This is a genomic window from Streptomyces sp. NPDC053432, assembly GCF_055585365.1.
In genome coordinates this window covers 1-13,182 of sequence record NZ_JBVJKF010000039.1, presented here as the reverse complement: position 1 = coordinate 13,182, position 13,182 = coordinate 1, and the positions used below count along the sequence as shown (strand labels likewise).

Sequence of the window (13,182 nt, the reverse complement as noted above, 5' to 3'; positions counted from 1 at the left end):
CTAGCGGGGCAGGTGCTTCAGCGCGAATTCCAGGTCCATCCGGACCTGCTTGATCCGCTCCTCCACCACCAGCGAGCCGTGTCCCGCGTCGTACCGGTACACCTCGTGCACCGCCCCGCGCGCCGCCAGCCGGTCGACGTAGTTGTCGATCTGCCGGATCGGGCAGCGCGGGTCGTTGACGCCCGCCGCGATGTGCACGGGCGCCTTCACCGCGTCCACGTACGTCAGCGGCGAGGAGGCCTCGAAACGGTCCGGGACCTCCTCCGGCGTGCCCCCGAAGAGGGTGCGGTCCAGCGCCTTCAGCGCCTCCATCTCGTCGTGGTATGCCGTCACGTAGTCGGCGACCGGCACCGCGGCCAGGCCCACCGCCCAGGCGTCCGGCTGCGTGCCGAGGCCCAGCAGCGTCAGGTACCCGCCCCACGAGCCGCCCGACAGCACGAGCCGCGCCGGGTCCGCGAGGCCCGAGGACACGGCCCATTCCCGGACCGCCGCGATGTCCTCCAGCTCGATCAGGCCGACCCGGTGCTTGAGGGCGTCGGTCCACTCCCGGCCGTAGCCCGTCGAGCCCCGGTAGTTGACCCGCACCACCGCGAAGCCGTGGTCCAGCCAGGCCGCCGGGGTCGCCGCGAAGGCGTCGCTGTCGTGCCAGGTGGGCCCGCCGTGGATCTCGAAGATCGTGGGGAAGGGGCCCTCCCCGCGTCCGGACGGCCGCTGCACGAGGGAGTGGATCCGCCCGCCCGGGCCCTCCACCCACACGTCCTCCACCGGCACCGAGCCGGGCGGCCGGAAGCCGGGCGGGTCCAGGACGACACCGCCCGCGGTGGACCGCACCGACGAGGGCTCCGCGGCCGAGGACCACAGGTACTCCACCGTCCCGTCGGGCCGCGCCGTCGCACCCGAGACCGTCCCCGGCGGCGTGTCCACGCGTACGAGCTCCCGCGCGGCCAGGTCGTAGCGCCACAGCTCGCTGCGCGCCTCGAAGCCGTGCTCGACCAGCAGCGCGGAACCGTCCGGGTACCACTCGGCGCTCACGTCGCCCGGCAGGTCGATCGCCAGCTCCTCCTCGGCGCCGGTCGCCACGTCCCACACCATCGGTTCCCAGCGGCCGCGCCGCTGGTGGCCGACGAGCAGCCGGGTGTCGCCCGCGACCGGCGCGAAGCCGAGCACCTCCAGGCCCAGCTCCTTCGTCCCGCCCCGCGAGTCGTCCAGCTCGGCGACGGTGGTCCCGTCGAGGGTGAGCACGCGCAGCGCGGAGTGCATGGCGTCGCCGTGCTCGGTGTGCTCGACGGCGACGAGCGTCCCGTCGTAGGAGAGGTCGCCGACGCCCGCCGACTCGCGGTGCCGGTAGATCACGACGGGCGCGGAGCCGTCCGGGCGGACCACGTGGACGGTCGAGCCGTCCTCGTCGGTGGAGCGGCCGACGACCGCCGTCCCGTCGCGGCCGATGGCCAGCCCGGCCGGGTAGGAGGGCTCCAGACCCGGGGTGGCGGGCTCGTCGGGGCCGCCGGCGAAGGGCTGGCGCACCCAGGTGCCGAACTCGTCGCCGTCCGTGTCGGAGAACCACCAGATCCACTCGCCGTCGGGGGAGAGGGTGCCGTCGGTGGTGCCGTTGGGGCGGTCGGTGGCCTGCCGCTGTGCGCCGGTGGCGCGGTCCCAGGCGTAGAGCTCGAAGGTGCCGGTCGCGTTGGACACGAAGAGCGACCGGTCCGGCGCGTCCTCCGCCCAGTCGGGCAGGCCGACGCGCGGCGCCCGGAAACGCTTCTCCCAGTCGGGCATCTCTGGGGTGATCTCGCTGTCGCTGGTCATGCGCCCATTGTGGCCGCCACGGGTCCCGGGATGCCGACTGCTCCATACGGGCGCACAGTGGAACTCGCACCCCAAGGAGGAACGATCATGGCGAAGAAGGCCCACACCGGTCACCACAGCCACCAGGATTCCGAGCGGGCCATCGCGAAGAACACGGCGGCGGAGGCCCGCGCCAAGTCCGCGAACCGGGACATCCAGTCCTCCGCCGCGAAGACGCGCGGCATGCAGCAGAAGGCCAACGCCAAGCGGGGCTGACTGCCTAGGCTGGCGCCATGCGGATGATCGTCCGGGGCGCCCGGCTGCTGCACGCGCAAGGCCTGTCCGACGTCGAGGTCGGGGAGGACGGCCGCATCGCGCGGGTGGTTCCGTACGACGACCAGAAGGAGCCGCCCGCCACGGGCATCCTCGTCGAGGCCCACGGGTGCCTGCTGTCCGCCCCCTTCGTCGAGCCGCACATCCACCTCGACACCGCCCTGACGGCGGGCGAACCGCGCCCCAACGCCTCCGGCACCCTCTGGGAGGGCATCGCCCGCTGGAGCGAGCGCAAGCAGACCCTGACGCGCGAGGACGTGATCGCGCGGGCCACCGAGGTGCTGCGCTGGCAGGCGGCCAACGGCGTGCTGCACGTACGCACCCACTGCGACATCACCGACCCCTCGCTCACGGCCCTCGACGCCCTGCTCGAAGTGCGCGACCGGGTCCGCGACGTCATGACCCTGCAGATCGTGGCGTTCCCGCAGGAGGGCGTCGTCTCCTTCCCGGACGGTGAGGCCCTGCTGCGCGAGGCGGTCGCCCGGGGCGCGGACGTGGTCGGTGCGATCCCGCACTTCGAGGACACCCGCGAGGACGGGGTGGCCTCGCTGAGGACGGCCTTCGCGCTCGCAGAGGAGCACGGGCTGCGCGTGGACGCGCACTGCGACGAGATCGACGACGAGCAGTCCCGGTTCGTGGAGGTGCTGGCCACCCTGGCCCTGCGCTCGGGCCTGCGCGAACGCGCCACCGCCTCCCACACCGCGGCCATGGGCTCCTACAACGGCGCGTACAGCTTCAAACTCCAGCGCCTGCTCGCCCGTTCCGGCATCAACCTGGTCTCCAACCCCTTCGCCAACCTGGGTCTGCAGGGCCGCTTCGACGCCTACCCCAAGCGGCGCGGCCTCACCCAGGTCAAGGAGATGCTGGCGGCCGGGGTCAACGTGGCCTTCGGCCACGACGACGTCATGGACCCCTGGAACGCGCTCGGCACCGCCAACCCGCTGCAGACCGCCCTCGTCGGCCTGTACGCCGCCCAGCTCACCGGCGCCGACGAGATCCCGGTCGCCTTCTCGATGGTGACGGACCGTGCGGCCCGCGTGCTGGGCCTGTCCGAGGCCGAGTACGGCATCACCCCCGGGGCTCCGGCCTCCTTCGTCCTGCTCCCGGCCCCCTCGCCCGAGGAGGCGGTACGCCGTCAGGTCCGCCCCCGGTACGTGGTCTCGCGGGGCACCGTCCTCGCCGAGACCCCGCCGGCGCCCACCCGGCTCAACTGGCCGGGAGAGCCCCCCTCGGAGGTCGACTTCAGCCGCCCCCTACGCTGACGCCCCATGACCTGGACTCCTGACACCGAAGCCGCCCGCGCCGCCTACGAGATCGCCGCGGAGTACACCGACGCCGCCCTCCTGAACCACTCGGTCCGCTCCTACGCCTTCGGCGCCGAGTACGCGGAGCGCCACGGCCTCGCCCACGACGCGGAACTCCTCTACGTCAGCGCCCTGCTCCACGACATGGGCCTGACCGCGCCCTTCGACAGCCACACCCTGCCCTTCGAGGAGGCCGGCGGGCACGTCGCCCGCGTCCTGACGGCCGGCCTCGGCTGGCCGCCGGCCCGCCGCGCCCGCGCCGAAGAGGTGATCGTCCTGCACATGCGGGACGACGTGAGCGCCGCCGAGGACGTAGAAAGCCACCTCCTCCAGGTCGGCACCAGCGCCGACGTCTCGGGCCTGCGCCTGGCCGAGTTCGGCCCCGCCTTCACCGAGGCCCTGCTCAAGGACCGCCCCCGCCTCGGCTTCGGGGCCTCCTTCCTCGCCCTCGTCGAGGACCAGGCCGCCCGCAAGCCCGCCTGCGCGGCGGCCGCGTACGTCGCCGGCGGCGCGGCGGGACGCATCATGTCCAACCCGATGGACCACGTCGGATAGCGTGCCCGCATGTCGTGGGACGAGGACGGAACGCCGCACCCGCTCGCACTGCGCCGCACCGGCCGCAGCGAACTGGACCCGGACCGGCTCCCCGAGATGCGGGAGCTGGAGGTGCTCGGCTGGGAGCCCGCCCCGGAGGAACTGCGCTGGGTGTTCCTCCCGTACGTGTGGCCCCCGGCCGCCCGCACCTGGATCCCCGACCGCTCCACGCACTGGGCGGTGGAGACCTCGCTCGACGGCCACGGCCACATCACCGGCGTGGAGGCCGCCCCGCTCCCGGAGGCCGACCTGCACGGACTGGACGCCGAGACCGACGCGGCCGTGGCCGCCCTCGGGCTGCCGCCCCGGCCGGGCGGCCGGCTCTGGCTGCTGCGCACGGTGGGCCCGTTCGCCTCCCTCGCCGAACTCCTCGGCCGGCTCGACGCGCTGGCCGCCGAACGCGGGGTGGACTCCCGGACCGCCTCGCCGGAGCTCATGGCCCTGGTCCGCACGGAACTGGAAGCCCTCGCCTAGTGCGACTGGTTCGCCGGGACCTGGAGGCTTCCGTAGCGCTCCATCCGCTGCCAGTGCAGGCGTGATCCCGCGATGGCGGTGAACACCGACTGGATGACCACCAGGTACATCAGCTGGCGGTAGACGAACTGCTGGAGCGGCAGGCTCCACAGGGGACCGGGCCGCTCCTCGTCGAGGTGGAAGGCGTACAGGGCCATCAGGGTCTGCAGGAGCAGGAAGGCGCACCACAGGCCGATGATGCGGACCGGGTCGAGGAAGATCAGGCCGAACACGGCGAAGACGTCCACGACGGGCGCGAGCAGCGGCAGCAGCACCTGGAACATCAGCAGGTAGAGCAGGCCGCGCCGGCCCAGCTTCCCGGCCTGGCCGCGCTGGGTGAGGGCGTCCCGGTGCTTCCACATGGCCTGCAGGGTGCCGTAGCACCAGCGGTAGCGCTGCTTCCACAGGGCGCCGAGCGAGGCGGGAGCCTCGGTCCAGGCGATGGCCCGCTCCTCGTACACCACCCGCCAGCCGTCCCGGCACAGCGCCATGGTGAGGTCGGTGTCCTCGGCGAGGGTGATGTCGCTGAGCCCGCCGACGCGCAGCAGGGCCTCGCGGCGGAACGCGCCGACCGCGCCGGGCACGGTGGGCATGCATTCGGCGAGGTCGAAGAGGCGCCGGTCGAGGTTGAAGCCGACGACGTACTCGATGTGCTGCCAGCGCCCGAGCAGACCGCCGCGGTTGACCACCTTCGCGTTGCCGGAAACGGCCCCGACCCGGCGGTTGGCGAATGGCTGGACGATCATGCGGACCGCGTCCGGCTCGAAGACCGTGTCGCCGTCCACCATGACGACCAGGTCGCAGGAAGCCGCGGCTATGCCGGTGTTGAGCGCCGCGGGCTTGCCGGCGTTCTGCTGGCGGATGACCCGTACGCCCCGCAGGTTCAGCGCCTCGACGATGTCGGCGGTGCCGTCGGTGGAGCCGTCGTCCACGACGATGACCTCCACCTGGTGGTCCGAGGCGAGGAGCGAGCGGACGGCCGCCTCGATGCCGGCGCTCTCGTTGTAGGCGGGGACGATGACGCTGACCGGCTCGGTGACCGGCCTGCCCCACGGCCTGCGGCGCATACGGACATGACGTCGCGCGGCGACGAACACCGCGATCGCGCGCAGCACGCTGATGGCGCCGGCCGCCCACAGCAGCCAGCCGAGCAGGTCGAGCACCCAGCCGCTGGCGCGCAGTGCGTTGATGAGGGCCAGGCCCTGCCACTCGTCGGCGGTGGAGGCCGGCTTCACGGGGGAGGGGAGGCCGACGGAGCCGCTCACCGTGGCGAAGCGGAAGCCCGCCTTCTTGAGGTCGGGCAGGAGCTGCTCCAGCGCCGCGACGGTCTGGGAGCGGTCGCCGCCCGCGTCGTGCATCAGGAGGATCTGGCCGTCCGTGCCCTTGGGCGTGGAGTTCGCGACGATCTGCGCGATGCCCGGCCGCCGCCAGTCCTCGCTGTCCTGCGTGGTGAGGACGGTGAGGTAGCCCTTCTGCCCGGCCTGCACCACGGTGTCCCAGTCGGCGTCGGTGAGCGCCTCGTTGGTCGAGGAGTAGGGCGGCCGCAGCAGGGGAGTGGTGACGCCCGCGGCTCCGGCGATGGCGAGCTGGCTCTCGCGCAGCTCCAGCGAGCGCCGCCACGCCGAGGCCGCGCCGAGGTCGGTGTGGGTGAAGGTGTGGACACCGATCTGGTGGCCCTCCTCCACGATCCGCCGGGCCAGCTCCGGATGGGCGGACACCTGGGTGCCGACGGTGAAGAAAGTCGCCTTGACCTGGTTGCGGCGCAGCACGTCGAGGACCTTCGGGGTCCAGACCGGGTCAGGACCGTCGTCGAAGGTCAGGGCGATCGTGCGGGGCCCGGGAGCGGCGACCCGACCGGCCGCGCCCTCCACGACGGGGCCGCCCGAGCGGACCTGCTCCGGCACGGACGCCGACGAACCGGTCTCGCGCGCCGCCCCGTCGGGGGTGCTGTCGAACATGTGCTGGGCGTAGCCCTGGAGCAGCAGGGCGGCCGAGAGGGTGAGGACGAGCGCGGTCAGCAGCAGCCAGTGGGTGCGCAGGGGGACGTTGCGCACCGTGCTGTGCCGCCCGCGGGGGAGGCGGCGGCGCCGGTTGTTCGACACGGAGGGAGGGCTTCCTGGCTGGGGGGAGGGGGTCCGGTGGGGGTTACGGCTTGGCGGTGGGTTTGCCACCGCCCTGCCCGGGCTGGGTGGTCGGCCTGCCGTGGCCGTTCGCGCCGGGGCTCGGGGCGGTTCCGGTCGGGGCCGTGGTGGGTCTGGCGGTGGGGGCCGTACCGGATCCGGTGCCGGCGGCGGGCTTGACGGCGGTCGTGGACGCGGGGGCCTGGGAAGCGGGGGCGCCCGGGGCGGCCGTGCGGCGGGGTGCGGCGGAGGAGGACGGCCCCGGCTCGGCGGCGGGTGACTTGCTCGGCGCGGCGTCCACACCACGGGGAGCGGGCAGGAACGGAGACTGGAGCGTCGGCCCGCCGAACAGCGAGCTGAGTACGAGGACCACGTACGCGACCGCGGGCACGACGAGCAGCCACCCCAGGCGGCGGACCCGGCGCTGGCGGCGGCCCGAGGAGTCCACGAAGACGGGGCTCGGCTCGGCCGCCTCCTCAGCGCTCGGGGAGCCCACGGTGATCCGCGGGAGCTCCAGCGTGTCGTAGTCCGTGTAACCCGGCTGTGGTCGCATCGATGGGGTCTGCCTCTACGGGATGGAGCGGTTGGTCGGGGCGTCGTCGCGGGGCTGCGTCTGTGCCGGATCGGGGTCCGGCCGGCCGCTGGGGCGGGGGCCGGGGGTGTGGACGGGTACCGGTTCCTCGGGCCGCCTGGTCGCTTCCGGTTTCGCGGTCCTGCCGCCCTTGTCGCTCTTCTCGGGTTTCGGGGTGGCGCTGTGCCTGCCGTCCGTGGGCTGCGGGACCGGCGACCCGGCGGGGGTCTCGCCCGGCACGCCGCCCAGGGCCGGCTCGCAGTACACCGCGACGGCGGCGGCCCCTCCCGCCGCGGCGACCAGCGGGGCGAACCGGCGGTCGGACAGCACCTCGGCGGGCTTCCGGATACCCGGCGCGCTGTCCGCGGCGTAGGCGCGGCAGAGCTCGGCGATATCGGCAGGCAGGGCCTGCGCCGAACCGCGGAGCGTTCCCGCGGTCGGCTCCCCGGCCTTGAAGGCGCGCGCGGACGTGCTCGGCGCCGGGCCGTTGACCAGGGGCTTGCCCCCCAGGGCGGCGGGCAGATGGCCCGTCCCGGCGGCGACGGCGACACCGCCGAGCGTGGCGGCCGCAACCGCGCCCGCGAGCATCGCAGGGGTGAACATCTTCCGCTTGCGGGGGGCGACAGAATCAGACAGAGCAGGAGGAACCGCAGCAAGCCGAGCAGAGCGGAACGCCGCCATGGCCGCCTGCTCGCCGGGCAGTTCACCGCCACCCGCCGGAGCGGATACGGCGGGAACGGACACAGCGGCGAGCAGTTCGGCGAGGGCGTCGTGACCGGGTGCGGCGCCGGCCCCGGCGCCGGCGAGCAGTTGCTCGGCCGTGGCGCGGTCGATCCGGCGGGATCGGTTGGTGCTCATCTCGCATCCTTCAGCGTCGGAGACGTCGTCGGTGTCACTCCTGGGGCCAAACTCCCCTCGAGCGGCTGCCCGACGCCGCCCGATTCCGCTTCCCGCTCGTTGCGCTTCTCGAGGAGCTTGGCCAGCTTCCGCAGGCCCCGGTGTGCGGCGGTGCGTACCGCACCGGCGCGCTTGCCGAGAACCCGCGCCGCGCTCTCCGCATCCAGGTCCATGACCACGCGCAGCAGCACCGCCTCGCCCTGGTCGCGGGGCAGCCTGGCTATGAGCGCGAGCGCGTCGCCGGTGGCGACGGTGGCCAGGGCGCTCGACTCGGTGTCCTCCGGGGCCCGCCGGTCGAGCAGGTACTCGACGGGCAGATCGGCCACGGGGCGGCGGCGCCGCCGGCGCAGCAGGTCGAGCGCCCGGTTGCGGGCTATCGCCGTCACCCAGCCGCGGAACCCGTCGAAGTCCCCGTGGAACGTTCCCAGGTCCCGGGCGACCTGCAGCCAGGTCTCGGAGGCGGCGTCCTCGGCCTCCTCCCCGACCAGCACGGTCAGATAGCGCAGCAGCCCCGGCTGCACCTGTCGGAAGAGCGCCCGGAAGGCCGCCTCGTCTCCCTGTTGCGCCGCTCTGACCTCTCCGGACATGTCGCCCGGGCGTCGTCCTGCCTCGTTGTCGGCTCCGCCGAACTCCTCCGCACTGTGCACGCGGGACATGATGCGTCAGATGAATCCGGCAGTTCACCCGATGAGCCGGATATCACCTGATGTTCGTGGGAGGAGCACGCCGTCAAGGCCTGGCCAAATCCCGCTGTGTTGGGCAAGGATCACGTCCGCACCACGCCACGCACGTTCTTCCGGCACATCACGCCCTCAACAGGAGGATGTTCATGCCTCGCCGTATACCCAGCGGCCTGATCGCCGCGGCCACCGCCACCGTGGCGCTCGCCCTGGCCGCACCCGCCTCGGCGTCCGCGTCCACCCCGGGCGCCTCCCTCCCCCAGGGCCGCGTCTTCATGGTGAACCCCGTCCAGTCCTCCGGCGACCAGACACTCGCCGACGCCAAGGACTCCGCGACCGCGGTGCCCGCCTCCGCCTACGTCACGGCCGCCCTGCGCAACCTCGACGCGAGCGGCGGGCTCTCGGGCAAGTGGGCCTCCGTCAGGTCGGACACCGGCGCCTCCGCGAAGGTTGCGGACGCGGCCTCGTACAACCGCCACGACGACCAGTTCGAGCAGGTCATGGCCTACTTCTGGGTCAACGAGGCACAGGAGTACCTCCAGGGGCTGGGCTTCGGCTCGGAGTTCCCCGGCGCCAACGACCGCGTGCAGCCGGTCCGTATCAACCAGTACGGAGCCGACAACTCGTTCTTCACGGACAAGAAGGACGAGATCCGCTTCGGCAAGGGCGGGGTCGACGACGCCGAGGACGCCGAGGTGATCGTCCACGAGTACGGCCACGCGGTTCACGAGGCCCAGGTCCCCGGCTTCGGCTCCTCCCCTGAGGCCGGCGCGATCGGCGAGGCCTTCGGCGACTACCTGGCCGTCGAGGTCGGCGCCAACGCGGACACCCGCTACGGCTGGCCCCGCAAGGCCGACCTGGCGTGCGTCGCCGACTGGGACTCGATCTCCTACAGCGACGCTCCCCACTGCCTGCGCCGGATCGACGGCACCAAGGTCTACGCGGACCGGGTGGGCGAGGTCCACGCGGACGGCGAGATCTGGTCCCGCGCGCTGTTCGACATCCGGGGCGCCCTGGGTGCCCGGACCGCCGACCGGATCATCGTGAACGCGCAGTTCGGCTTCGCACCCGACACCAGCTTCACGGACGCGGCGCTGAAGACGGTCGCGACCGCCGAGCGCATGTACGGCAAGAGCGCGGCCGATTCGGTCCGCGCGGCGTTCAAGGCCCGCCAGATCCCCGGAGTCTGACGGCCGGTCCGAGTGGCCTGCCCGGCCCCGGGGCCCAACCGGCCCCGGGGCCAAGCGGAATGTTCCGTTTTTGACCGTTGAGCGGACACTCGGATCCTCTCTCCGGACAACAACAGGTCAAATTCTTGTTGCATACCTGTCAATCGCTCGCTTCTTCCTGGCAATCTCGCAGCCGCCCCCACGGCAACGAAGGAGAACGAGTGACCCACCACATGTCCTCTACCCCCACCTCCCGCAGCCGCACCCGTGTGCTGCGCACCGCCGCCCTCGTCGGGTCCGCGGCGATGGTCGCGCTGGCCGTCCAGAGCGGTTCCGCCAACGCCGCCGCCGAGCGCGAGGCCGGAGCCACCGCGGTCACGCAGTCGGCCTCCGCGCGCGCCCAGGCGATCTCCGCCGCGCAGAGCGAAGCGGCCGGTACCGCGCGTGCCATCGGCCTCTCCGACCAGGAGCGCCTCGTGGCCCGCGACGTGGTCAAGGACGCGGACGGCACGGTCCACACCCGCTACGAGCGCACCTACGAGGGCCTGCCCGTCCTCGGCGGCGACCTGGTCGTCCACCAGAAGAAGGACGGCAGCCGCAAGACCACCAAGGGCACCGAGGCCCGCATAGCCCCCGTCGCCGCCCGCTCCCTGAAGGCCGCGCCCGCCGGCGCCCGCCAGGTGGTCTGGGCCGCGACCGGCACCCCGGTCTTCGCCTACGAGGCCGTGATCACCGGCACCCAGCCCGACGGCACCCCGAGCGAGCGCCACGTCATCACCGACGCCGCCACGGGCGCCGAGCTCTGGGCGTACGAGGCCATCGACACCGGCACCGGTACCAGCGCCTACTCCGGCACCGTGACCATCGGCACCACCCTGAACGGCTCGGTGTACGACCTGACCGACGCCGGCCGCGGCGGCCACAAGACGTACGACCTGAACGGCGGCACCACCGGCACCGGCAGCCTCTTCACGGACGCCGATGACAAGTGGGGCGACGGCACGCCGTCCAACCGCCAGACCGCCGCCGTCGACGCCCAGTACGGCGCGGCCGTGACCTGGGACTTCTACAAGGCGGAGCTCGGCCGCAACGGCATCGCGGGCGACGGCAAGGCCGCGTACTCCCGGGTCCACTACGGCAACGCCTACGTCAACGCCTTCTGGAGCGACAGCTGCTTCTGCATGACCTACGGCGACGGCGCGGGCAACAGCAAGCCGCTCACCTCGCTGGACGTCGCCGGCCACGAGATGAGCCACGGCCTGACCGCCGCCACCGCCAAGCTGAACTACAGCCGCGAGTCCGGCGGCCTCAACGAGGCCACCAGTGACATCTTCGGCACCTCGGTGGAGTTCTTCGCGAACAACCCCTCCGACATCGGTGACTACCTCATCGGCGAGAAGATCGACATCCGCGGCAACGGCACCCCGCTGCGCTACATGGACAAGCCGAGCAAGGACGGCGCCTCCGCCGACTACTGGTCGAAGACGGTCGGCCGGCTCGACGTCCACAACTCCTCGGGCGTCGCCAACCACTTCTTCTACCTGCTCTCCGAGGGCAGCGGCGCGAAGACGATCAACGGCGTGTCCTACGACTCCCCGACCTACGACGGCTCCACCGTCACCGGCATCGGACGGACCAAGGCCTACAAGATCTGGTACAAGGCGCTGTCGACCTACATGACGTCGACCACCAACTACGCGGGCGCCCGCACGGCGACCCTCCAGGCCACGGCCGACCTCTACGGCACGACCGGCACCGAGTACCAGCAGGTGGCGGCGGCCTGGAAGGCCGTCAACGTCAACTGACACCCTGATCCGCACGGACCCGGTGCCGGGGGGCGACCGCGCCCCCCGGCACCGGCCTTCCCGCATCACTGACGGCCCGCCGGGTGCGTGTCCGCCCCAACGCGGAGAGAGCCGGTGCAGGTTTCCCTGCACCGGCTCTCACCTGGTGTTTCTCTGTCGGGGTGGCGGGATTTGAACCCACGACCTCTTCGTCCCGAATCAACGTGGGCGGTATATGGACCACGGCTGATCGCCCGTCCCACCTGCGGCAATAACCCGTCGGTGTCCGTGGCCGTCCGCCGATGTGCACCCCGGTTGTCACTCAGTTAGCCACTCACGTGGCACTGCTTACGTGGCTCCCCCTCGCGCCGGTGTCGAGGGCTAGCGGACGAAGGAAAGCACCACCACCGCCCCAAGCAGGACACCGAACCACAGCGGAACTCCGGTCGTGGTGAACCGCCCTCGATTGTCCCTGGGCTGCGGTCGTCGTCGCTTCGCCATCCCCACCTCCATGCCGGGCTCCAGCGGGCCTTGGACACAGGGTGCTGAAGGAAGCCACGCGATGGCAGGCGTATGGCGGTTGCTACGGGAGCACCGCCGCTGCACCACGCACCACCTGGCACATGTGTCGGACTAGAACGAGCTTGGCATGCAGCGTTGGAGCCCGGGAATCACCGGCTCTCGCGGCTCTTGCGGCGCTCTGACCACGTCATTTCGTGCCGCGCTGAACCTAAGGGAGTCCCACGCCATCCGCTATCACCGCTGTTCCCGGCTCTGTCCGGCACGGGGAGAACGCTAGCTCAGAGCACGATCAAATGGTGTTTGCGCCGTTCGAGTTTGTTGTAGACCGACAGTATGAGCGATGTCGACTGGGGTACCGTCCCGGCGTGGTTCAGCGCGATCGGCACCACGGGGTCTCTTCTGATCGGGTTTTTCATCATTCTGCGGGATCGACGCAGAGAGGAGCGTGCTGAAGCACAGAAGGTCGCGGTCGTCCAGCAGCGGACTGCCGAGGGCCTTGAAGTCCACCTCCTGAACGCCAGTGATCGGCCGATTACTTACCCGTGTGTGCTGGCTTACCGGGGCCCGGGAGAGGCACTCGGCAGGATGCTCTTCACACAGACAAAGGTGCAACCTGGTGAGGAGGTGACACTGACAGTGGGAGAGAAGCTGCGTTTCGCCGCTCCATGGCTGGACGCCTCTGGCGCAGAAGTGGCAGCTGTGGCGTTCATGGACTCTGACGGTGTGACTTGGGTTCGAGACATGGCATGGGGGAAGCTCTACCAGCGAATCCCTCACAGTCGCAGGCTCCCAGGACGACGGTTGGATACCCCTAGTGCCGCATCAGGCAACGTTCGCCCTGGTGGTCACTTCGCGTAGCCGGTCGTCGGCGGCGTGCTTGTTCCGCCAGATGATGTAGCGGCGGATCATG

Annotated in this window: 12 protein-coding genes and 1 pseudogene; 7 read left to right on the top strand and 6 right to left on the bottom strand. The window is 71.9% G+C overall.

The genetic code is table 11. From position 1 onward, the window contains the following. A complete protein-coding gene (locus ACZ6Y1_RS36405; RefSeq protein ID WP_469640255.1) occupies window positions 1–1,806 on the bottom strand; it encodes a S9 family peptidase in 1,806 nt (601 codons plus the stop codon). Between the two features lie 87 nt (window positions 1,807–1,893). Here ACZ6Y1_RS36405 and ACZ6Y1_RS36400 point away from each other — a divergent pair, with 87 nt between their 5' ends. From ACZ6Y1_RS36400 to ACZ6Y1_RS36385, 4 genes are read left to right on the top strand one after another with little or no spacing between them, the layout of a single operon-like run. Next, window positions 1,894–2,061, top strand: coding sequence for a hypothetical protein (locus tag ACZ6Y1_RS36400; protein WP_384592543.1), 168 nt, complete (start codon window positions 1,894–1,896; stop codon window positions 2,059–2,061). 17 nt (window positions 2,062–2,078) lie between these two features. Next, window positions 2,079–3,380 (top strand): cytosine deaminase, encoded by a 1,302-nt coding sequence (gene codA / locus ACZ6Y1_RS36395; RefSeq protein ID WP_469640252.1) that lies wholly within the window; start codon window positions 2,079–2,081, stop codon window positions 3,378–3,380. A 6-nt stretch (window positions 3,381–3,386) separates the two neighbouring features. Beyond that, window positions 3,387–3,977: an HD domain-containing protein gene (locus tag ACZ6Y1_RS36390; RefSeq protein WP_469640250.1), complete on the top strand. Its 591-nt coding sequence runs from the start codon at window positions 3,387–3,389 to the stop codon at window positions 3,975–3,977. Between the two features lie 9 nt (window positions 3,978–3,986). Further along, on the top strand, window positions 3,987–4,490 hold the full coding sequence (locus ACZ6Y1_RS36385) for a DUF5956 family protein (RefSeq protein WP_469640248.1): 504 nt from the start codon (window positions 3,987–3,989) through the stop codon (window positions 4,488–4,490). On the opposite strand, the gene ACZ6Y1_RS36380 is transcribed toward ACZ6Y1_RS36385, so the two are convergent. From ACZ6Y1_RS36380 to ACZ6Y1_RS36365, 4 genes are read right to left on the bottom strand one after another with little or no spacing between them, the layout of a single operon-like run. Continuing rightward, window positions 4,487–6,631, bottom strand: a complete 2,145-nt coding sequence (locus ACZ6Y1_RS36380; RefSeq protein ID WP_469640246.1) for a bifunctional polysaccharide deacetylase/glycosyltransferase family 2 protein — start codon at window positions 6,629–6,631, stop codon at window positions 4,487–4,489. The two genes, ACZ6Y1_RS36385 and ACZ6Y1_RS36380, sit on opposite strands and share 4 nt — an antisense overlap. A 43-nt stretch (window positions 6,632–6,674) precedes the next feature. Continuing rightward, window positions 6,675–7,202 (bottom strand): hypothetical protein, encoded by a 528-nt coding sequence (locus tag ACZ6Y1_RS36375; RefSeq protein WP_469640244.1) that lies wholly within the window; start codon window positions 7,200–7,202, stop codon window positions 6,675–6,677. Between the two features lie 15 nt (window positions 7,203–7,217). Next, window positions 7,218–8,078 carry a hypothetical protein gene (locus ACZ6Y1_RS36370; RefSeq protein ID WP_469640242.1) on the bottom strand — a complete coding sequence of 287 codons (861 nt, stop codon included), beginning with the start codon at window positions 8,076–8,078 and terminating at the stop codon, window positions 7,218–7,220. Next, on the bottom strand, window positions 8,075–8,704 hold the full coding sequence (locus ACZ6Y1_RS36365; RefSeq protein ID WP_469640295.1) for an RNA polymerase sigma factor: 630 nt from the start codon (window positions 8,702–8,704) through the stop codon (window positions 8,075–8,077). The genes ACZ6Y1_RS36370 and ACZ6Y1_RS36365 overlap by 4 nt, the downstream gene beginning before the upstream one ends. Before the next feature lie 242 nt (window positions 8,705–8,946). Between ACZ6Y1_RS36365 and ACZ6Y1_RS36360 the strand changes: the two genes are divergently transcribed. The 3 genes from ACZ6Y1_RS36360 to ACZ6Y1_RS36350 all read left to right on the top strand — a co-directional run bounded on the left by ACZ6Y1_RS36360 (window position 8,947) and on the right by ACZ6Y1_RS36350 (window position 13,130). Then, window positions 8,947–9,987: a M4 family metallopeptidase gene (locus ACZ6Y1_RS36360; protein ID WP_469640239.1), complete on the top strand. Its 1,041-nt coding sequence runs from the start codon at window positions 8,947–8,949 to the stop codon at window positions 9,985–9,987. Between the two features lie 212 nt (window positions 9,988–10,199). Then, on the top strand, window positions 10,200–11,771 hold the full coding sequence (locus ACZ6Y1_RS36355) for a M4 family metallopeptidase (RefSeq protein ID WP_469640236.1): 1,572 nt from the start codon (window positions 10,200–10,202) through the stop codon (window positions 11,769–11,771). Window positions 11,772–12,605: 834 nt separating this feature from the next. Continuing rightward, on the top strand, window positions 12,606–13,130 hold the full coding sequence (locus ACZ6Y1_RS36350) for a hypothetical protein (RefSeq protein WP_469640234.1): 525 nt from the start codon (window positions 12,606–12,608) through the stop codon (window positions 13,128–13,130). On the opposite strand, the pseudogene ACZ6Y1_RS36345 reads toward ACZ6Y1_RS36350, so the two are convergent. Next, window positions 13,095–13,182, bottom strand: a pseudogene (locus ACZ6Y1_RS36345) (transposase); the annotation flags it as partial. The gene ACZ6Y1_RS36350 and the pseudogene ACZ6Y1_RS36345 sit on opposite strands and share 36 nt — an antisense overlap.

Coding starts and splice junctions, on each gene's coding strand:
- ACZ6Y1_RS36405 (WP_469640255.1), bottom strand. CDS start 1,806: ATGACCAGCGACAGCGAGATCACCCCAGAGATGCCCGACTGGGAGAAG.
- ACZ6Y1_RS36400 (WP_384592543.1), top strand. CDS start 1,894: ATGGCGAAGAAGGCCCACACCGGTCACCACAGCCACCAGGATTCCGAG.
- codA (WP_469640252.1), top strand. CDS start 2,079: ATGCGGATGATCGTCCGGGGCGCCCGGCTGCTGCACGCGCAAGGCCTG.
- ACZ6Y1_RS36390 (WP_469640250.1), top strand. CDS start 3,387: ATGACCTGGACTCCTGACACCGAAGCCGCCCGCGCCGCCTACGAGATC.
- ACZ6Y1_RS36385 (WP_469640248.1), top strand. CDS start 3,987: ATGTCGTGGGACGAGGACGGAACGCCGCACCCGCTCGCACTGCGCCGC.
- ACZ6Y1_RS36375 (WP_469640244.1), bottom strand. CDS start 7,202: ATGCGACCACAGCCGGGTTACACGGACTACGACACGCTGGAGCTCCCG.
- ACZ6Y1_RS36370 (WP_469640242.1), bottom strand. CDS start 8,078: ATGAGCACCAACCGATCCCGCCGGATCGACCGCGCCACGGCCGAGCAA.
- ACZ6Y1_RS36365 (WP_469640295.1), bottom strand. CDS start 8,704: ATGTCCGGAGAGGTCAGAGCGGCGCAACAGGGAGACGAGGCGGCCTTC.
- ACZ6Y1_RS36360 (WP_469640239.1), top strand. CDS start 8,947: ATGCCTCGCCGTATACCCAGCGGCCTGATCGCCGCGGCCACCGCCACC.
- ACZ6Y1_RS36355 (WP_469640236.1), top strand. CDS start 10,200: ATGTCCTCTACCCCCACCTCCCGCAGCCGCACCCGTGTGCTGCGCACC.
- ACZ6Y1_RS36350 (WP_469640234.1), top strand. CDS start 12,606: ATGAGCGATGTCGACTGGGGTACCGTCCCGGCGTGGTTCAGCGCGATC.